This is a genomic window from Arthrobacter glacialis (assembly GCF_002909445.1).
In the GTDB taxonomy this organism is placed as follows: Bacteria; Actinomycetota; Actinomycetes; order Actinomycetales; family Micrococcaceae; genus Specibacter; species Specibacter glacialis.
On sequence record NZ_PPXC01000002.1, the window covers coordinates 61,508 to 81,344 of the forward strand.

Consider the following 19,837-nt stretch of genomic DNA (forward strand, 5'->3'; position numbering starts at 1 on the left):
GCGTGCCAGGTATTGGTCAGAGCGGGGCATCACCTGTTCCACACGCGGACAGTTTGGGGGTCATCATCTCCTTGCCCGCGGCACTCGCCGCCGAGATCAGCGCCCGGCGCGCCGTGTACCAGGGCCCGGATGCCGCCGTCGTTCCTCCGCACATCACCTTGGTTTCGGGGCGAACCACTGACACGTGGGAGAAAGCTGCAGAACACGTGCGCTCGGTGGCCGCAACGGCTGCGCCATTTGTGATTTCACTGCGCGGGACGGGGACGTTTGAGCCTGTTTCGCCCGTGGTCTACCTCAATGTTGCCCGCGGCGGCGCCGAATGCACCGAGCTCCATGAACAGCTGCTGGCAGGGCCCTTGGAACACCTGCTGGAGTTTGATTTCCTGCCCCACCTGACTGTTGCCCATGACCTTGACGAGCCGGCCATGACCTTGGCAAAATCTGAGATGGCCACCTTTAATGCTGACTTTGAAGTGGGCAGCATCGGGCTTTTTGACCATCTTGGCGGCGGCTGGGAACTGCGTGAGGAGTTGAGTCTTGGGGGAGGCAAACCAGCGTGAGAGGGCCGGGACCGGCTATTTTCCGGGCACTGTAGCACCCGGAGTGCGGGCCAAACGGCCCCTGGCTGCAGCGCTGCAGCCACCCCCAAGCCCGCTGGACAGGAAGGCACTGGCTGCGTGGACGCAGTCCAAGCATGCTGCCTACCAGGAAGCTAAAACCGGTGGGAAGTTTGTTCCCAAGGTGGGCGCGCTGTTTCAGTGGCTCAACGCCAGGGCCGGGCAAATGTTTCCCCTGCGCATGTGGAACCTGTACACGCGCCGTCGCGGCCCGCTGCTGGCCGCCGGCAACGCCTACCTCATGTTCTTCTCCGTCGTTGCCATGCTGGTTGCCGGCTTCGCCATCTTCGGCATGATCGTCTCGGACAACCCGGTGCTCCAGGACGCTGTCGTTGACATGGTGGCCGGGACCACCCCCGGCCTGATCGACACCGGCGACGGCGGCCTGGCCACACCCGAACAGCTCCTGGAGTCGACCGATTTCGGTCTGACGCTCGTCATCTCCCTGATCGCCTTGCTCATCACGGCCCTTGGCTGGATCAACGGACTGCGTGAAGGCATTCGTTCGGTGCTGGGCCTGGCCCCGGACAGGACCAACCCTGTGTTGTCCAAACTGCTCGACGGCGGCACCCTCCTCGTGCTGGCCGTGGCACTGGTGCTCACCAGCGCCCTCGGTGCGCTGAGCACCGCCGCCGTGGGAAACATCAGCGAGTTCCTTGGCTGGGGCACGTTCCTGACGGGCTTCTCCGCCCAGCTGGGCTCGGTATTCCTGATGTTCGTGCTGGATGTGGCGGTGGCCATCGTCATGTTCAGCATGGCCTCCCGGGTGCGCATGCCGCGGCGTGTGCTGCTGTTGGCATCTGTGTTTTCCGGTGCTGGCGCCACCATTTTGCGCTTCTTCAGCGCCCTGCTCCTGAACGGGGTCACCAACAATGCACTCCTGGCGCCCTTTGCCGTGATTCTAGGCCTCTTTGTCTGGTTCTTCCTGCTCAGCCAGGTGTACTTGATTGCCGCAGCCATCGCCGCTGTCCGGGCTGCCGATCTGCGCCCCCGCCCCGCCAAGCCCTAGCCGCCCCCAGCATCACCGCGCCCTCGCGCCAGGTACGGCGCCCCGTTCCGCACCCTCGTGCCAGGTACGGCGCCCCGTTCCGCTCCGGGCGCCCCGTCCACGGGGCGCTGAAGGCGGAACGGGGCGCCGCGGCCGGTGAGCAGGCCCCAAGCTGCCTGCAGGGAAACCGCCGTCGTGCAGGCAAAGGCTACTGGGAACGCAAAAGCGCCGCCCCCACAAGGGAGCGGCGCTTTTATCTGGAGCAGATGCTAGATGCTGCGGCCCAGGATGGCCTGCTTGACCTCAGCGATGGCCTGCGTGATCTGAATGCCGCGGGGGCATGCTTCGGTGCAGTTGAAGGTGGTGCGGCAACGCCACACGCCCTCTTTGTCGTTGAGGATCTCCAGGCGCATGTCGCCGGCGTCATCACGGGAATCGAAGATGAAGCGGTGCGCGTTCACGATGGCGGCCGGGCCGAAGTACTGGCCGTCGGTCCAGAACACGGGGCAGGATGACGTGCACGCGGCGCACAGGATGCACTTGGTGGTGTCGTCAAAACGCTCGCGGTCCTCGGCGGACTGCAGGCGCTCCTTGGCCGGTTCGTGGCCACGGTTGACCAGGAACGGCATGACCTCGCGGAAGGACTGGAAGAACGGCTCCATGTCCACGATGAGGTCCTTCTCCACGGGCAGGCCCTTGATGGGCTCAACCGTGATGGGCTTGGACGTGTCAAGATCCTTCAGCAGGGTCTTGCAGGCCAAGCGGTTGCGGCCGTTGATGCGCATGGCATCTGAACCACAAACACCGTGGGCGCAGGAACGGCGGAAAGTCAGCGAACCATCCTGCTCCCACTTGACCTTATGCAGGGCATCCAACACGCGGTCGGTGCCGTACATGGTCATGGTGAAGTTTTCCCACGTGGACTCCTCGGAGACCTCGGGGTTGTAGCGACGTACGCGCAAGGTGACGTCGAAGGTGGGGATTTCCCCGCCGCCACCGAGGTGGGCCGGGAGTTCAATTTTGGATGCCGGTTCCGGCAATTCAGTTTCCACGGTGCTCATTAGTACTTCCTCACCATCGGCTGGTAGCGCGTAAAGACAACGGGCTTGGTGCCCAGACGGATTCCGGCAATGCTTTCAGCGGAGTTTTCCACCGTGACGCCGGAGTCCAAGTACGCCATGGAGTGCTTCATGAAGTTCTCGTCGTCGCGCTCGGGGAAGTCCTCGCGGTAGTGCCCGCCACGGGATTCCTGGCGGTGCAGGGCAGCCACTGTCATGACCTTGGCCAGTTCCAGCAGGAAGCCCAACTCCACAGCCTCAAGCAGGTCAAGGTTGAAACGCTTGCCCTTGTCCTGAACAGTGATGCGTGAGTAGCGCTCTTCGAAGACAGCAATGTCAGCCAAGACCTTGTTCAAGGAATCAGCAGTACGGAACACCTGCATGTTGGCATCCATGGTGTCCTGCAGATCCTTGCGGATCAGCGCAACCTTTTCGCCGCCGTCGGACTTGCGGACGTGGTCCAGCAAGGCAACGGTGTCAGCTTCCGGGTTCTCCGGCAGCTCAACAAAGTCAGCCGTGAGGGCGTACTTTGCCGCGGCAATGCCGGCGCGCTTGCCGAACACGTTGATGTCCAGCAGGGAGTTGGTGCCCAAACGGTTGGAACCGTGAACGGAAACACAAGCAACTTCTCCGGCGGCGTACAGGCCCGGGATCACGGTGTCGTTGTCCTGGAGGACCTCCGTGGTGATGTTCGTGGGAACACCGCCCATGGCGTAGTGGGCCGTGGGGAATACGGGGACGGGCTCCGTGTACGGCTCCACACCCAGGTAGGTGCGGGCGAACTCGGTGATGTCCGGGAGCTTGGCGTCAATGTGTGCCGGCTCCAGGTGGGTCAGGTCCAAAAGGACGTAGTCCTTGTTCGGGCCACAACCGCGGCCTTCACGAACCTCGTTGGCCATGGAACGCGCCACGATGTCACGCGGAGCCAAGTCCTTGATGGTGGGGGCGTAACGCTCCATGAAGCGCTCACCCTCGGAGTTACGCAGGATTGCACCCTCGCCGCGGGCGGCCTCGGAGAGCAGGATGCCCAAACCGGCCAAGCCTGTCGGATGGAACTGGAAGAACTCCATGTCTTCCAGCGGGATGCCCTTGCGGAACGCGATGCCCATGCCGTCACCGGTCAGGGTGTGTGCGTTGGAGGTGGTCTTGAAGACCTTGCCCGCGCCACCTGTTGCCAGGATGACGCTCTTGGCCTGGAAGATGTGCAGTTCGCCTGTGGCCAGGTCGTAAGAGACAACGCCGGCTGTCTTCTTCTGCAGGTAGACGGTGCCGTCCTCGCGGGTGGCTTCCTCTTCAACCGTGAGCAGATCCAGCACGTAGTACTCATTGTAGAACTCAACGTTGTGCTTGACACAGTTTTGGTACAGGGTCTGCAAAATCATGTGACCCGTACGGTCAGCGGCGTAGCAGGCGCGGCGAACGGGCGCCTTGCCGTGGTCGCGAGTGTGACCACCAAAGCGGCGCTGGTCAATACGGCCTTCGGGTGTGCGGTTGAACGGCAGACCCATCTTTTCCAGGTCGATGACAGCTTCGATGGCCTCTTTGGCCATAACCTCAGCGGCGTCCTGGTCTACCAGGTAGTCGCCGCCCTTGACAGTGTCAAAGGTGTGCCATTCCCAGTTGTCCTCTTCCACGTTGGCCAGGGCTGCACACATGCCGCCCTGTGCTGCACCGGTGTGGGAGCGGGTGGGGTAGAGCTTGGTCAGAACAGCGGTGTGGGCACGCTGACCGGATTCAATGGCGGCACGCATTCCTGCGCCACCGGCCCCGACGATTACGACGTCGTATTTGTGGACCTGCATACTGGATGCTCTTTCTCTCATTTACTGCGCAAAATACTGGTGTTCACTTCTGATCCGCCAGGCAAGCCTGGTGGGGTCCACTAAAAGTTAAGGGACGGTGCAGAAGGACGGGAGGTCAATGACGGCGCCGGGGGGGCACGGGTCAAAGGTGAAGATCACCAAGGTGCCCAGCACAATGATGACGGCTGAGGCGATGAACAGCACAGTCTTGAGCGTCAGGCGGGTGCCGGCGCGTTCTGCGTAGTCATTGATGATGGTGCGGACACCATTGGTGCCGTGCAGCATGGCCAGCCACAGCATGGCCAAGTCCCAGACCTGCCAGAACGGGTCGGCCCACTTGCCAGCGACAAAGCCGAAGTCGATGGCGTGGATGCCCTCGCCCACCATGAGGTTGACGAACAGGTGGCCGAAGATCAGCACAATCAAGATCACGCCGGAGAGACGCATGAACAACCATGCGAACATCTCAAAGCTGGATCCGGAGCTCTTGGATCGGGTGTACTTGGGTGACTGTGCGCTGTCAGAGCGCGGTGACGCGATGGCGTTGGTGCTCATTTAGTGCCCCCCGAAGAAATTAGAGAAGACAATGGTGAGGTGACGGATCAGGAACGGGATCATGGTCACGGCCCATAGAGCCAGGACGCCCCAGAGCAGCTGACGCTGGTACTTGGGGCCCTTCTTCCAGAAGTCGATCGCGATGATGCGCAGACCGTTGAAGGCGTGGAAGACGATGGCGGCAACAAGGCCGGCCTCGCCTAAGCCCATGATGGGGTTTTTATATGCCCCAATAACTGCTGTGTACGCCTCTGGGGACACGCGCACCAAGGAGGTGTCCAGGACGTGCACCAACAAGAAAATAAAAATTACTACACCGGTAATTCGGTGTCCCACCCAGGACCACATGCCTTCTCGGCCGCGGTACAGAGTGCCAGCTGGTTTTGTCGGCACTGAATAAACCTTCCCTGCATCACCGTTGCGCTGGCGTGGTTCCACGCGGGGAAACGCACACGGCGTGAGCACTCATAACTTTGCCTAAATTTAGGCTTAGCTAACAGCATATTCAACTTAGGCACTCCTTGCTCTATGCGACATATCACAGACGTGTCACATTTAAGTGTTGTAGAAGTCCGAAATTGGCCCGGATGGCGCTTTCGCAGTGACTGTCCGGGGGACCTCGACGTCGTGCCTGCACCTACTACCCTGGGTGGAGGTTTCGTGTCGGATCACCTGCCCGGACCATGCCATCCCTTAGAGTGGCAGTGATGAATACGCAAAATTTGCTTGATCCCGAGTTGCCCGGAACCGACCCGTTGGGCAGGTTTTACGCAGTAATTCCCGCGGGTGGTGTTGGCACCAGGCTGTGGCCGCTGTCTCGCGCCGCCGCCCCCAAATTTCTGCATGACCTGACAGGCAGCGGCAGCACCTTGTTACGTGCAACCTACGACAGGCTGGAACCGCTTAGCGGCGAAAAGGTTCTTGTGGTCACCGGTGACGCCCACCGAGATGCCGTGTGCCTGCAGCTTCCCGAGATTGCCGATTCGAATTTGGTGCTGGAGCCTGAGCCCAAGGATTCCGGCGCAGCCATTGGTTTGGCCGCAGCCATCCTGTACCTCCGCGACCCCTCCACCATCATGGGTTCCTTCGCAGCGGACCAGGTCATCAGTCCCGTGGAGAAATTCCAGGACGCCGTCCGTGAAGCCGTCTACACGGCGGCCACCGGCAAGATTGTGACGATTGGTATCAAGCCAACCCACGCGTCCACCGGCTTTGGTTACATCAAGACTGGTTCGCCGCTGCACGTCAAGGGTGCCCCGAGTGCCCAGACTGTTGTGAAGTTTGTTGAAAAGCCCAGTGAGGCTGTGGCCGAGGAGTACCTTGTCAGCGGCGACTACAACTGGAACGCCGGAATGTTCGTGGCCCCGGTGGAGTTGATGCTGCACCACTTGGAGATCAATGAGCCCGAACTCTATGAAGGACTCATGGAAATCGCCAAGGCCTGGGACACCCCCGAGCGGGTGGCGGTGAAGAACCGCATCTGGCCCACCCTGCCGAAGATTGCCATCGACTATGCGGTTGCCGAACCGGCGGCCGACGCCGGAGACGTGGCGGTCATACCGGCGTCCTTCAGCTGGGATGACGTTGGAGATTTCGCTGCCATTGCACGTTTGAACAACGCCAAGGAAGTGGACGCGGTCACCGTCATGGGTGAGGGCGCCCGCGTGTTCACCGAGAACAGCAGCGGCATTGTGGTGACAGACACCAAGCGTGTCATCGCCCTGATTGGCATTCAGGACGTGGTGGTTGTTGACACCCCCGACGCCCTTCTGGTCACCACACGCGCCCACTCACAACTGGTGAAAAATGCTGTTGACGGACTCAAGGCCAAGGGTGACACCGACGTCCTCTAACCGTACTTTTTGCAACTGACCCGCAGAAAACGACGAAAAAACGCGTTTTGGACGCGATTTTCGGCGTTTTCTGCGGGTCAGTTGGTATTGGGGCCTAGACGCAACCGCGGCCTTACGCAAATGCCGCAGCTGATTTCGCCGGCGTTGTGTAATGCTGAGCAGTTAATGCCATCCCCGGTCACCGACATGGATAGAGTTTGACCTGTGCGCAATTACTCGCTGGAAACAGAACCGACTGAGTTGGTAGGCCCGTGGCTGGAACCTCTTCTTGAAGAAGTCATTGAGTTCCGTCGGGACCTCCACGCCCACCCGGAGCTGTCATTCCAGGAATTCCGCACCTCGGGCAAAATCTATGACCGGCTCGTGGCGGCTGGGCTGAGCCCGCGCCGCTTGGACGGCACCGGTGTGATTGTGGATATTGGCGAGGGACCCATTGCGACGGCGTTGCGTGGGGACATTGACGCCCTGCCCATCGTGGAGGAGACCGGGCTGCCGTTTGCCTCCCGGAACCACGGCGTCACCCACGGCTGCGGCCACGACTTCCATACGGCCGCCATGCTGGGCATTGCCCTGGTTCTGGCCAAGATGCACGAGCACACCCCCTTGGGCGGTCGGGTCCGGATTATTTTCCAGCCGGCCGAGGAGACCATGCCCGGTGGCGCCTTGTCCTGCATTGATCAGGGCGCCCTTGACGGTGTGCCGCGGATTCTGGCTTTGCACTGCGACCCGCGCGTCGACGTGGGAAAGATCGGGACCCGCATTGGGCCCATCACCAGCGCCTCCGACACCATCAAGATTGAACTCTCCGGCCGTGGCGGGCACACCTCCCGCCCGCACCTGACGGAGGACCTGGTGTTTTGCCTGGCACAAATTGCCATCAGCGTCCCGGCCGTGCTTTCCCGCCGCGTGGATGTTCGCAGCGGAGTCTCCGTGGTGTGGGGACAGATCAATGCCGGCTCAGCACCCAACGCCATTCCGGGCCACGGGGTCATGAGCGGAACCATGCGCTGCCTTGACCGTGAAGCCTGGCATTCTGCAGGGGAGCTCCTGGATGAGGTGGTTCAGCAGGTTGCAGCCCCCTTTGGTGTTGACGTGCATCTGGAGCACACCCGCGGAGTGCCGCCGGTGGTCAACTCCGAACATGAGACGGCAGTCATTGAAGCAGCTGCTCGCGCCGAATTGGGAGAGGACTCTGTGGTGTTGGCTCCGCAGTCCATGGGCGGAGAGGACTTTGCCTGGTTCCTGCAGGGCATTCCCGGTTCCTTGATGCGCTTGGGGACCCATGTGCCAGGAGGCGAGGAATACGATCTCCACCGCGGTGACTACATTGTGGATGAGCGTGCTCTTTCGGTGGGCATCCGGGTCCTGTGCGCTGCGGCCTTGCGCACCCTGCGTGCCCCCTCCGAGTAGTAGTTGGCAGTGCGCCGGTCCCGGTCCGGAAGTTTAGTGTAAACAGTGGCTTGAAGCGCTTGACGTGAACCGAAAAAAGTGCTCATAGGGGCTCTCTGGAGCCCTTATGTAACGGTTGCCCAACGATGGTGTTCGGGTTCCCCTCCTGCACTACCAACGAGTAGCAAAAGGACACTAGTGTGTTCCATAGCACCGCAATGCTGGGTGCGTTCAGCTTCACGGGTCCACTCCCCAAACCGAGACTCCATGTGTTCCGGAAACGGCAGCCATACCCGTGAACGTTTGGGCGCCATGCCTCCACTGCGGCCCTACACACCATGGAGGAACCTTGAAAAGTCTGTTTCTGAACACTGTTAAGCGCGGAGCCGTTGTTGGCACTGTTGCAGTAAGCGCTGTTGCGCTGATGCTCACTGGCTGTGGAGAAGCCCCGCCGGCGCCCGGTGCCGGCGGCACCGAGAACGCGGCTGCGGCCAACTTCCTGGGCTGCATCGTCTCCGACTCCGGCGGATTCGACGACCAGTCATTCAACCAGTCCTCCTATGAGGGCCTGCAGAAGGCGAAGGCCGATCTGGGCATCAAGGTCAAGGAAGCCCAGTCCGCCAGCACCGCCGACTTTGCCCCGAACCTGAGCCAGATGGCCAGTGCAGGCTGCAACCTCACCGTCACGGTTGGCTTCCTGCTGGCCAAGGCCACCGAAGAAGCGGCCAAGGCCAACCCGGATCTGCACTACGCGATCATTGATGACAACACCATCAAGGCGGACAACGTCAAGCCCGTTGTGTATGACACAGCACAGGCTGCGTTCATGGCCGGATATGCTGCCGCTGCTGTGTCCAAGACCGGCAAGGTGGGCACCTTTGGTGGCATCAATATCCCCACCGTCACCATCTTCATGGACGGTTTTGCTGCCGGTGTGAAGTACTTCAACGAGAAGCAGGGCAAGGACGTCAAGCTTTTGGGCTGGGACGCTGCAACGCAGCAGGGATCCTTTGCCAACACCTTTGAGATCATTCAGGAAGGCACCAAGATCACCAACAACTTGATCTCCGAAGGTGCCGATGTGGTCATGCCTGTTGCCGGTCCGCTCGGCAAGGGTGCAGGCGACGCCATCCTGGCGGCCAACTCGGGTGGCAAGGACGTCAAGCTCGTATGGGTTGACTCCGACGGCTTCCTGACGGCACCCACCTACAAGTCCATCCTGTTGACCTCCGTCATCAAGACCATGGGCGCAGCCGTGGAGTCAGTCATCAAGGACGACCTCAACGACAAGTTCGACCCGACCCCGTACGTCGGCACGCTGGAAAATGAGGGCGTTTCCTTGGCTCCCTTCCACGATTTGGACTCTGCCGTCAGCGCGGACACCAAGAGCCAGCTTGAGGAAATCAAGAAGGGCATCATCGACGGCTCCATCAAGGTCGGATCAAAGGCCAGCGAAGGACTGCTGGCGGCTACACCGTAGCTTCCCTGCCGTCCCAGCCAGGCTGACGTCAGCTGGAGTGGTCGCGTTCTTGCCTCTGCACCCCACAGCCAAATCTGTGGGGTGCAGAGGCAAGAACGCGACCACTAAACTTGAGCCTGCACCAGCCACGATCCAACAATCCGCAGACGGGTTAAAACGTTGAAACTAGAACTTCGGGGTATCACCAAGAGATTTGGGTCCTTGGTGGCGAACGACCACATTGACTTGGTGGTGCAATCCGGTGAGATCCACAGCCTTCTTGGCGAAAATGGGGCCGGAAAATCCACCCTGATGAATGTCTTGTACGGACTGTACGAACCCAGCGACGGGGAGATCCTCATCGACGACGTGCCGGTGCGCTTCTCCGGCCCGGCAGACGCCATGGCGGCCGGGATCGGCATGGTGCACCAGCACTTCATGCTGGTGCCGGTGTTTACAGTGGCCGAAAACGTGGCGCTGGGTGCCGAATCAACCACCTTTGGCGGTGTCCTGAACCTGGAGGAAACCCGCAAAAAGATCCGCGAGATCTCCGCAAAGTTCGGCTTCGACGTTGACCCGGATGCGCTGGTGGAGGACCTCCCCGTGGGCGTCCAGCAGCGCGTGGAAATCATCAAGGCGCTGGTGCGCAACTCCAAAATCCTCATCCTGGACGAGCCCACAGCCGTGCTCACACCCCAGGAAACTGATGAACTCATGGACATCATGGCGCAGCTGAAGGCCGGCGGCACCTCCATTGTTTTCATTTCCCACAAGCTGCGTGAGGTCAAGGCCGTCTCGGACACCATCACGGTGATCCGCCGCGGCAAGGTGGTGGGCTCCGCCGCGCCGTCGGCCTCCACCACCGAGCTCGCAGCCCTCATGGTGGGCCGCGCCGTCAACCTGACGCTGGACAAGGCCCCGGCCAACCCCGGCGAGGTCACCTTCAAGGTCAGCAACCTCACGGTGATGAACGACGCCGGCCAGAGACTTCTCGACGACGTCACCTTGAGCGTGGCCCAGGGCGAGATCCTTGCCGTGGCCGGTGTCCAGGGCAATGGCCAGAGCGAACTGACCGAAGCCGTGCTGGGACTGCAAAAGCATGTTCTGGGCTCCATCACGCTCGGCGGGACCGAACTGGTGGGCAAGAGCGTGCGCCAAATCCTTGACTCGGGCGTGGGATTCGTGCCCGAGGACAGGCAAGACGATGGCCTGGTGGGCGAATTCTCGATCGCCGAAAACCTGGTCCTTGACCTCTACAAGCACGAACCATATTCCCGCCGCGGCACCATGGACCGGGCCGTCGTGGCGAAAAACGCCGTGGACAAGGTCGCCGAATACGACGTCCGTGCGCAGTCTTCCCAAGACGCGGCAGACACGCTCTCCGGCGGCAATCAGCAAAAAGTGGTGCTGGCACGAGAACTCTCCCGTCCCTTGAAACTTTTCATTGCCTCACAGCCCACCCGCGGCGTGGACGTGGGCTCCATCGAGTTCCTGCACAAACGTATCGTGGCCGAGCGCGACGCCGGAACCCCCGTGGTGATTGTCTCGACAGAACTCGATGAGGTGCTGGAGCTGGCCGACAGGATCGCAGTACTTTTTGCCGGCCGGCTTATGGGCATTGTGCCCGGAAAATCCAGCCGCGCATTGCTCGGCCTCATGATGGCGGGTTTGCCCGCAGCAGAAGCACAGGAACAGATGGACAATCAGGCCAAAGAAGCCAACGGCACAGACAATTCCAACGGCACAGGGGTGCAGCCATGAGCGGGGTGGAGATGGGGAGTTCGGGCACAGCACCGGATGGCCAGGGCGCCAAGCCGGACGCACCAAATCCGGCACCGCCGGAGGCAAAATCTGCCAAGGAAAACAACGGCACGCAGCTGGTTCGGGAGATCATGAGCGGCAACGCCATGATCTCGGTCCTGGCAGTTGTGGTGGCCTTGGCCATTGGCGGAATCTTGATCGCCTTCACCGATGCCCGCGTCACGGCTGCGATGGGGTACTTCTTCAGCGACCCGGGCGCCACGTTCAGGGCCATGTGGGCGGCGGTTTCGGAAGCCTACGGAGCCTTGTGGCGCGGTGCCACCTACGATCCGAATTCCCGGACCTGGCAGGGCCGGCTGGGAATCTTTGAAACACTGACCTTTGCCACACCGTTGATCCTGTCCGGACTGGCCGTGACGCTGGCGTTCCGGGTTGGCCTGTTCAACATTGGTGCAAAGGGCCAGATCATCATCGGGGCCACCTTTGCCGGTGTGGTGGGCTTCATGATCGAACTGCCCCCGGGCATCCACCTGATTGCGGTGGTGGTGGCTGGCGCCATCGGCGGAGCGCTCTGGGGCGGCATCGCCGGATTCCTGAAGGCAAAAACTGGTGCGCATGAGGTCATTGTGACCATCATGCTCAACTACATTGCCGTTTCCCTCGTCCTGTACCTGCTCAAGAACCCCTTGCGCGATCCCTCCAGTAGCAACCCCATCAGCCCGGCCATGCACGAAACAGCCATGTTCCCGCTGCTGCTGGGCCCCAACTACCGGCTGCACGCAGGACTCATTGTGGCTGTCTTGGCCGTCATTGGCGTTTCCTGGTTGCTGAACCGGTCAACGCTGGGCTTTGAGTACCGGGCCATCGGTGCCAACCCGCGCGCTGCCCGCACGGCAGGCATGCTGGTTTCCCGCGGCTACATCACAGTCATGTTGATCTCCGGTGCGCTGGCCGGACTGGCCGGCGTCACCCAGCTCGCCGGGACTGAGAAAACACTCGATGCGGACATTGCCGGAAGCATCGGCTTTGACGCCATCACGGTAGCCCTTTTGGGGCGCTCCAAACCGTGGGGCACGTTCTTTGCTGCGCTGCTTTTTGGCGCTTTCAAGGCGGGCGGCACCTCCATGGCCATCAACGCCGACGTTTCCATTGACATTGTGGCCGTGGTGCAATCCTTGATTGTGCTGTTCATTGCCGCCCCTCCCTTGATCCGTTCAATGTTCCGGATTAAGGCAGTTCGCCATGAAGGAGTCACAGCATGAGCATCACCGCCAAGAGCGCCCCGTCAGCACATGTTGACGCGGTCGCCATCCGCAGCTGGAAGGTGCCGATCCTGCTCGGGGTCCTGGCCCTGTTCGCCGTCGTTGTCTTCGTGGTGCTGGGCCCCACCGGCACCGCCACTTTCAGGATTTCCCAGGACAACGATGCCTGGCAGGTCCCCGACTTGGTGCTGCCGTCCAAGGCCATGGGCATCATTGTCTCGGTGATTTGCGCGGCGCTGGCGTACCTGGCGTACAGCCAGACCAGGGCCACCGGAAAGATCGCCAAATGGGTGCTCATGACGTTCACCATCGTGTTTGTGGTGGGCTTGATGGTGTGGATGATCGGCGGCACCACCTCCCAGAACATCACCCTGGTGGGTCTGTTCACCGGCGCCATGCTCATCACCACGCCGCTAGTGTTTGGTTCCCTGTCCGGTGTTCTCTCCGAGCGGGCCGGTGTGGTCAATATTGCCATCGAGGGCCAGCTGCTGGCCGGTGCCTTCACCGCGGCGCTGGTCTCCTCCATCACCCACAACGCCTTTGCCGGGCTGTTCGCCGCAGCTGTGGCGGGTGTGCTGGTCTCAGCCATGCTGGCCTTGTTCAGCATCAAGTACGTGGTGAACCAGATCATTGTGGGCGTGGTGCTGAACGTTCTGGTGTCCGGTCTGACCGGGTTCCTCTTTGAGAAGATCATGAAGACCAAGGTGGACGGGGTCACCATCTACAACCAGCCCGCCCAACTGCCCGGCATCCCCATCCCGCTGCTTTCCGAGATCCCCATCATCGGGCCCATGCTGTTCCGGCAGTCCCTCATCGGCTACTTCATGCTGATCCTGGTGGTGGCACTCTGGTTCGGCTTGTTCCGCACCCGCTGGGGACTGCGGGTGCGCGCCGTGGGTGAACACCCCAAGGCGGCCGACACCGTGGGCATCAACGTCAACAGGACCCGCGTCATGAACGTCTTGGCTGGTGGCGCCGTGGCAGGTGTGGGCGGTGCCTACTTCACCCTGGTGGCCGTCAGCAGCTTTAGCAAGGACATGACCGGTGGGCTGGGCTTCATTGCCCTCGCGGCCTTGATTTTTGGCCGGTGGAACCCGATCGGTGCCGCGCTGGCTGCCCTGCTCTTTGGTGTTGCCGGCAACTTGCAGAGCATTCTTTCGCTCGCAGGGACGCCCATCGACGGTCAGTTCCTGGCCATGCTGCCTTACGCGCTGACCATCTTGGCGGTGTCCGGATTTGTGGGCAAGGCCATGGCTCCGGCGGCTGACGGGGAACCCTATGTCAAGGAGTGAGACGGTGACTGCGCCCATGGACGACGGCGGATGGGAGCCTTTGCGTCTGGCCGCCACCGCTGCGCTGGCCAACGCCTACGTCCCGTATTCAAAGTTCCCGGTGGGTGCTGCCGCCCGGCTTGAGGACGGCAGCATTGTGTCCGGCTGCAATGTTGAGAATGCCAGCTACGGGCTGACACTGTGCGCCGAATGCACCATGATCGGTGCTGCGCGGATGAACGGTGGCGGCCTCATCACGGCGTTTTACTGCGTTGACGCCCAGGGCGAGATCCTGATGCCGTGCGGGCGCTGCCGGCAGATCTTGAACGAATTCAGTACGGCGCAGACACAGTTGATGACCCCCTCAGGGGTCAAGTCCATGGACCAGGTGCTCCCCGATGCCTTTGGTCCGCGGGATTTGGCGCGGATTGCAGCCAGCGGGGCCGAACACTAGCGTCAACGCCTCAGCCACCAAGTAACAGCAAACACTGACGACTGGACGGACACACCATGAACCCCGAAGGCTATGCAGGACCCAGCTTTGACGCCGTTGACATCATCCGCACCAAACGCGACAAGGGCACGCTGAGCCCCGAGCAGATCGCCTGGACCATTGACGCGTACACGCGCGGCACCATTGCTGACGAGCAGATGGCGGCTCTGAACATGGCCATCTTGCTCAACGGCATGAACCGGGCCGAGATCTCACAGTGGACAGCGGCCATGATCAACTCGGGGGAGCGGATGGACTTTTCGGCCCTCCGCTCACCGTCCGGGGCGCCCATGCGCACCACCGACAAACACTCCACGGGCGGGGTGGGGGACAAGATTACCTTGCCGTTGGCTCCGTTGGTGGCGGTCTTTGGTGCAGCCGTGCCGCAACTTTCCGGGCGCGGACTGGGCCACACGGGCGGCACCTTGGATAAGTTGGAGGCCATCCCGGGCTGGCGGGCCAACCTCAGCAATGAGCAAATGATGCGCCAGCTCTCCGAGGTGGGTGCCGTGATCTGCGCCGCCGGTGCTGGTTTGGCCCCCGCCGACAAGAAGTTGTACGCCCTGCGCGATGTCACGGGCACAGTGGAGGCCATCCCGCTCATTGCCTCCTCCATCATGAGCAAGAAGATCGCCGAAGGCACCCAGGCACTGGTCCTGGACGTCAAGGTTGGCTCGGGCGCTTTTATGAAAAATGTTGACATGGCCCGGGAACTGGCCCAGACCATGGTGGCCCTGGGGCTGGATGCGGGCGTCAACACAGTGGCCCTGCTGACGGACATGAGCACACCCTTGGGCTTGACGGCGGGCAATGCCATTGAAGTTCAGGAGTCGGTGGAGGTGCTGGCTGGCGGCGGTCCGGAAGACGTCGTCGAACTGACAGTGCGGCTGGCGGAGGAAATGCTGGAAGCTGCCGGCATCCACGACGCAGACCCTGCCGCAGCGCTCAGGGACGGGCGGGCCATGGATGTGTGGCGGCGCATGATCGCAGCACAGGGCGGGGACCCGGAGGCGCGGCTGCCGGTGGCCCGGGAATCCGAGGTGGTCTATGCACCGGCCGACGGCGTGCTGGTGGGCCTTGATGCGATGGCCGTGGGGGTTGCCGCATGGCGCCTCGGGGCTGGCCGGGCCCGCAAGGAAGATATTGTGCAGGCCGGTGCGGGCGTGCGCATGCATGCCAAGCCCGGCGCGTTGGTGCGGGCCGGTGAGCCGCTCATGACGCTGCTGACGGACACCCCGGAGAAGTTTGACCGGGCCAAGGAAGCGCTGGAGGGCGCCGTGACCATTGCGCCCGAGGGATCCCGGCCGGCAAACAAGTTGATTATCGAGCGCATCAGCTAACTCCCCTTGGCTGGCCCTGGCTTGAGATTGGAGATGATGACGTCCGCGAGGAACGGTCGGACGTCATCATCTCCAATCTCAACGGGGTTGCTAGCTGTGGCTGGAAGCGCGGCGGTTGCGGCCCACGAGCACTCCAGCACCTGCCAACAGCAGGAGCGCAGCTCCGGTCACGAAGATTCCAACGTTTGCGCCGGTGGCGACCAACTCATCTGAGCCTTCGCCGCCGGCAACCACAGCGTTCCCCGGTGTGCTGCTCGCGGCACCTGGAATAGCAGCACCTGGAATAGCAGTGGTGGAGCCGGTGGGGCTGGTTCCAGCGCCTGGCTCGGCCGATGTAGCCGGGGCCGTGGGTGTGGCCGCGAGAGCTGCCAGAACCCGTGGTGTGGAACGTGAGACGTTGCCTTCAGGGTCGGTCAGCGACACAGTCCACAGTTGCTCCTTGGCTCCGGTGGCCAGGGCTATGTTCTGCTGGCCTCCGTTTTCCAAGGTGCCCTGGGCGAACTCGCTGAAGCTCCCCGTCTGCGCCCACTGGGAGGACTTCAGCGTGGTGCTCCGGATCAGGCTGACCTGGGCCACAAACTCGTCATCACCAGCGTCGTAACGTGCAGTTGCACCACGGTAGGCGGGCTCGTCATACTTCCAGGCCTCAAAGGAGTCCAAGGACGGTGAGTAGGCGTTGACGGCCATGAGTCCGGCGTCGAGGTCTAGCTGCAGGAGCCGCTGGAAACCGGAGTCACGGTCCAGAAGGTCATTGCGTGTGGTGGAAACCGAGGAACGGTAGCCCTGGTAGTCGGCCAGCATCTCCACCACTGTGCGCCCGTTGCCGCCGACGTTCTTAATGGCGTAGGTGTCGCGGGCCAGCTCCGTGGCATCCGTTTGTTCACCCGTGACCGGGTCGGCATAGTTGGTCACCACACCGTGGTAGTGACCGCCCAGAACGAGGAACACATTGTCATGAGGGGCAATGACCGTGTCCCAGGTTTCTTGGGCCGAGGAGGTGTACCGGGCGTCGATGTTGTCGCGGGTGCCGGCAGTGTGCAGGTAGGAGTGGGTGGCAATGATGATGTTGTGCGCAGGATGGGCGGCAGCCTGGGCTGAGGCCCATGCAAGCTGAGGTGCGGAGGAACGGTAGGGCAGGTTCAACACCATGAAGTCCATGCCCTCATGGGAGAAGAAGTCCGTGTGGGCGGCATTGTCGCCTTTCTGCCAAGACTCCCCGTACCATTCCTTGTCCTGGTACATCTCCACAGGGAAGTACTCGTTGAACTTGGAATTGTCCCGGCCCCAGAAATTGTCATGGTTGCCTGGCAGGACGCCATTGGGGATGTTGGCGTCGTTGATCAGGGACATGATCTTCCGGGCTGCCGCATATTCGCGGTTGGCCCGCTCTTCCGCAGAGTTGCCGGCAATCCAGTTCTGGATAATGTCACCGGTGAGCGAGTTGTAGGCAACCTTGCGGGAGTCCGCGTTGGACACCACCCACGATGACATTTTGCGGAAGACATCTCGGAAGCTCTCGGAATAAAACTGGGGGTCTGTCATGTGGTTCAGCGAAAAGTCATAGCTGGCCGGATTGGCGAAGGCCTGATCGGTGACACCAATTTCATCAATGAGTCCCCCGGAGGTCCGCGGGCCGTCTATGACCAGTACCTGGGCAACGCCGTCCTTGACCTTATCTTCCGGGACCGTGCCGTTGAGCGTAAGGTCGCCATCGGCGGAAGGTACAGCGGTGGTCAGCAGCATCCAGCCGGCGGCCACAGAATCCCAGGCGTACATCTGAATTTCATTGCGGGAGGAGGTGGTGCCGGACCAACTGAAGTTCGCTGGCTCGCCACTGGCAACTGGCAGTTCAAAGCGTTGGAACGGGAACTCGCCAGGTGCGCCGGAGGTCTCCATCTGCTGGCCCTTCCTGGCGATTGTTTCACCGGGAATTTCCAGTGTGGCCGGAACTGCGGCGGTGCTGGATCCTGTGTGGACCACCACTGCTGAGCTGTCCTTGAGTTCGGCGGACTCGGCCTTCAGCGCCAAGGTGGTGCCGCCGTCGTCCGTGCCGGAAACGGTGGCGGACAGATCGCTGCCACCGGCAACGGTCAGCTTCGGCGTGCCGGGGACATTGTTCGTGGACACGGTGGTCGGATCGAGTTCCCCGGCCAACGGTACTGTGGGGTCCACATAGCTGACGTCGTTGAGAATGCCAGGTGTGCGGGTTGCGGCAATGACAAAGTCATTTTCGTTGTCGCCCGTGTGTTGGGCGCGCTGATAGCTTTGGCCCTGGTCGGGCTTGGTGTAGTTGCGTGTTTCCTGACCGAGGCGGCAGGGTGTGAAACGGTCGACGTCGACGTCGTAGGCGGCCATGGCGTCCACCTTGGCGCCGGCCGCGTCCATCAGGTACACGCCATAGTCGGTCTCGTCCAGGCCCGTGGCGTAGCTGGCGTTGGACACATCGCGCACGATGGCCGGCGCATTCACCGAGGAGGCCAGGTAAACCTGACCGGGAGCCAGCGTGATGTCGCCAAGATCAGCGATTTGGGGGGTGGCTGAGCCCTGCCCGGTGTTAGTGCAACGGTAGGCAGACCAGCCCTTGAGGTTGACGGCCGTGGCGCCGTAATTGGCCAGTTCAAAGAATTCGTCATCGGCGCCGGCTGCGCCGGAGGCAGCAATTTCACTGATTTGCACGTCCCCAGTTGCTGGTTTTGCGGCAGTGGCCAGCGTGGTTTGTGCTCCATGGGAGCCCGGGGTGCGCGTGGTGGTCAGCGCAAAGTCAGCGGAGTTGTCGCCCGTGTTTGAAACCCGGGTGAGCACCTCGTTTTGATAGTGGTCGGGCACAGTCTTGATGGCTGAACCGTCGGTGCAGACGCTGTTGCGGTTGTTATAGACGCCAGCCCGGTCCACGATCTCCTGGGAGGCCGTGACTAGCATGACGCCGAAGTCGCGCCAGTGAATTCCGGCGGCAAAGGTTAGGTCCGCTCCGCCGGCAGGCTGGGCCCCCTTGGAGTTGCTGAACACAAAGCTATCTCCGGCGGCAGCCACCGAGCCGGCAGGCAGCTTCGGGATCAGTGAGTACGCCGTGCCGTTTTCCCCGCAGCGGAACAAGCTGTAGCTGCTCATGTCCACAGGTGTGGTGCTGAAATTGGTGACTTCCACATACTGGTTGGCGGCGTTGCCGGCACCACCATTGGAGAGTTCGGTAAACCGCAGCCCATTGTCGATGGTCTTGCGGGTTCCGGCTGTGGCATTGGGTGCATCCACAGTGCGGGTCGCGATGATCCAGTTGTCCGCCAACGGACCGTTGGCAGAAACGCGTTGGAAGGATTCGTCGAGGCGGTGATCAAGTCCGCTGCGCAGGTTGACACCATTGATGGCACAGTCGGAGTTCACATCAGGGTGGTAGACGCCGACGGCGTCCCGGCGCTGTCCCTTGGCGTCCTCTATGAATGCACCATAGCCAAATTCATGCAGGCTGGTGTCGTAGCTGGCATCTGTCGTATATCCGGACGTGTCCCTGGCCGTGGTGAACTGGTCCCCGGGAGCCAGAACTGTATTCTCCGGGACTACGGACTGAGGCCCGTAACCGTCGCCCGTCTGTCCGCAGCGGTAGATCTTCCACCCTGAAATGTCCATGGGCGTATCGCCATAATTGCCTAGCTCAATGAAGTTCTTGGCTGACACGCGGTCGGCGGTGGCTGATGCGCCTGCCCCGCCGTTGGCGATCTCGCTGATGAGTACCGGGGATCCGGGAACCACCTCATAGCGGTTGGTGGTTTCGGTAGGAGCAGCCGGGGCCATCCCCATGCCAAGAGACATAGCGGCCAGACCGACAGTAACTCCTAGAGCAATTCGCCGTGGCGCTCGGGGACTGGCTGGCGGTGGGCCCGCCCTCAGGTGGGCAAGACGTGCTGGCATGTGCCTGTCAACATTCATCGACAAAAATTCCTCTCAAGGAAACTCTGCGGCTGCGCCGAGGGCCCCGGGCACAGGTGTCCCCAACG

At 61.7% G+C, this 19,837-nt stretch carries 15 protein-coding genes; 10 read left to right on the forward strand and 5 right to left on the reverse strand.

Going from position 1 to position 19,837, the window contains the following annotated elements; genetic code table 11:
* The first annotated feature begins 2 nt into the window (after window positions 1-2).
* Window positions 3-560, forward strand: coding sequence for a 2'-5' RNA ligase family protein (locus CVS27_RS02585; RefSeq protein WP_165788055.1), 558 nt, complete (start codon window positions 3-5; stop codon window positions 558-560).
* Entirely contained in the window at window positions 538-1,626 is a 1,089-nt protein-coding gene (locus CVS27_RS02590) for a YihY/virulence factor BrkB family protein (RefSeq protein WP_103464186.1), read from the forward strand. Before CVS27_RS02585 ends, CVS27_RS02590 begins: the two co-directional genes overlap by 23 nt.
* Window positions 1,627-1,874: 248 nt before the next feature.
* On the opposite strand, the gene CVS27_RS02595 is transcribed toward CVS27_RS02590, so the two are convergent.
* The 4 genes from CVS27_RS02595 to sdhC form a co-directional block, all read right to left on the reverse strand.
* On the reverse strand, window positions 1,875-2,657 hold the full coding sequence (locus CVS27_RS02595) for a succinate dehydrogenase iron-sulfur subunit (protein WP_103464416.1): 783 nt from the start codon (window positions 2,655-2,657) through the stop codon (window positions 1,875-1,877).
* Window positions 2,658-2,665: 8 nt separating this feature from the next.
* Window positions 2,666-4,465: a succinate dehydrogenase flavoprotein subunit gene (gene sdhA, locus CVS27_RS02600; protein WP_103464187.1), complete on the reverse strand. Its 1,800-nt coding sequence runs from the start codon at window positions 4,463-4,465 to the stop codon at window positions 2,666-2,668.
* An 87-nt stretch (window positions 4,466-4,552) separates the two neighbouring features.
* The gene (locus tag CVS27_RS02605) at window positions 4,553-5,020 is read right to left on the reverse strand and encodes a succinate dehydrogenase hydrophobic membrane anchor subunit (protein ID WP_103464188.1); all 468 of its coding nucleotides are present in this window, start codon (window positions 5,018-5,020) and stop codon (window positions 4,553-4,555) included.
* Window positions 5,021-5,413, reverse strand: a complete 393-nt coding sequence (sdhC, locus tag CVS27_RS02610; RefSeq protein ID WP_074711603.1) for a succinate dehydrogenase, cytochrome b556 subunit — start codon at window positions 5,411-5,413, stop codon at window positions 5,021-5,023. It lies immediately after the preceding gene.
* Window positions 5,414-5,727: 314 nt separating this feature from the next.
* Between sdhC and CVS27_RS02615 the strand changes: the two genes are divergently transcribed.
* The 8 genes from CVS27_RS02615 (at window position 5,728) to CVS27_RS02650 (ending at window position 15,848) form a co-directional block, all read left to right on the forward strand.
* Window positions 5,728-6,873 (forward strand): mannose-1-phosphate guanylyltransferase, encoded by a 1,146-nt coding sequence (locus tag CVS27_RS02615; protein WP_103464189.1) that lies wholly within the window; start codon window positions 5,728-5,730, stop codon window positions 6,871-6,873.
* A 204-nt stretch (window positions 6,874-7,077) separates the two neighbouring features.
* Complete coding sequence (locus CVS27_RS02620) at window positions 7,078-8,283, forward strand: amidohydrolase (protein WP_103464190.1); 1,206 nt, start codon at window positions 7,078-7,080, stop codon at window positions 8,281-8,283.
* A 328-nt stretch (window positions 8,284-8,611) separates the two neighbouring features.
* Window positions 8,612-9,742 (forward strand): BMP family lipoprotein, encoded by a 1,131-nt coding sequence (locus CVS27_RS02625; protein ID WP_370739459.1) that lies wholly within the window; start codon window positions 8,612-8,614, stop codon window positions 9,740-9,742.
* A 159-nt stretch (window positions 9,743-9,901) separates the two neighbouring features.
* Entirely contained in the window at window positions 9,902-11,482 is a 1,581-nt protein-coding gene (locus CVS27_RS02630; protein WP_103464191.1) for an ABC transporter ATP-binding protein, read from the forward strand.
* A complete protein-coding gene (locus CVS27_RS02635; protein ID WP_370739460.1) occupies window positions 11,479-12,744 on the forward strand; it encodes an ABC transporter permease in 1,266 nt (421 codons plus the stop codon). Before CVS27_RS02630 ends, CVS27_RS02635 begins: the two co-directional genes overlap by 4 nt.
* On the forward strand, window positions 12,741-14,036 hold the full coding sequence (locus CVS27_RS02640; RefSeq protein WP_103464192.1) for an ABC transporter permease: 1,296 nt from the start codon (window positions 12,741-12,743) through the stop codon (window positions 14,034-14,036). The genes CVS27_RS02635 and CVS27_RS02640 overlap by 4 nt, the downstream gene beginning before the upstream one ends.
* The gene (locus CVS27_RS02645; protein WP_103464193.1) at window positions 14,023-14,469 is read left to right on the forward strand and encodes a cytidine deaminase; all 447 of its coding nucleotides are present in this window, start codon (window positions 14,023-14,025) and stop codon (window positions 14,467-14,469) included. The genes CVS27_RS02640 and CVS27_RS02645 overlap by 14 nt, the downstream gene beginning before the upstream one ends.
* Before the next feature lie 56 nt (window positions 14,470-14,525).
* The gene (locus CVS27_RS02650) at window positions 14,526-15,848 is read left to right on the forward strand and encodes a thymidine phosphorylase (RefSeq protein WP_103464194.1); all 1,323 of its coding nucleotides are present in this window, start codon (window positions 14,526-14,528) and stop codon (window positions 15,846-15,848) included.
* Window positions 15,849-15,938: 90 nt separating this feature from the next.
* On the opposite strand, the gene CVS27_RS02655 is transcribed toward CVS27_RS02650, so the two are convergent.
* On the reverse strand, window positions 15,939-19,652 hold the full coding sequence (locus tag CVS27_RS02655; RefSeq protein ID WP_165788240.1) for a lamin tail domain-containing metallophosphoesterase family protein: 3,714 nt from the start codon (window positions 19,650-19,652) through the stop codon (window positions 15,939-15,941).
* Between the last annotated feature and the right edge of the window lie 185 nt (window positions 19,653-19,837).

What these genes read in the sequence shown, in the direction of transcription:
- sdhA (WP_103464187.1), bottom strand. Translation starts at nt 4,465, where the DNA reads ATGCAGGTCCACAAATACGACGTCGTAATCGTCGGGGCCGGTGGCGCA.
- CVS27_RS02605 (WP_103464188.1), bottom strand. Translation starts at nt 5,020, where the DNA reads ATGAGCACCAACGCCATCGCGTCACCGCGCTCTGACAGCGCACAGTCA.
- CVS27_RS02615 (WP_103464189.1), top strand. Translation starts at nt 5,728, where the DNA reads ATGAATACGCAAAATTTGCTTGATCCCGAGTTGCCCGGAACCGACCCG.
- CVS27_RS02635 (WP_370739460.1), top strand. Translation starts at nt 11,479, where the DNA reads ATGAGCGGGGTGGAGATGGGGAGTTCGGGCACAGCACCGGATGGCCAG.
- CVS27_RS02640 (WP_103464192.1), top strand. Translation starts at nt 12,741, where the DNA reads ATGAGCATCACCGCCAAGAGCGCCCCGTCAGCACATGTTGACGCGGTC.
- CVS27_RS02645 (WP_103464193.1), top strand. Translation starts at nt 14,023, where the DNA reads ATGTCAAGGAGTGAGACGGTGACTGCGCCCATGGACGACGGCGGATGG.
- CVS27_RS02650 (WP_103464194.1), top strand. Translation starts at nt 14,526, where the DNA reads ATGAACCCCGAAGGCTATGCAGGACCCAGCTTTGACGCCGTTGACATC.
- CVS27_RS02655 (WP_165788240.1), bottom strand. Translation starts at nt 19,652, where the DNA reads ATGTCTCTTGGCATGGGGATGGCCCCGGCTGCTCCTACCGAAACCACC.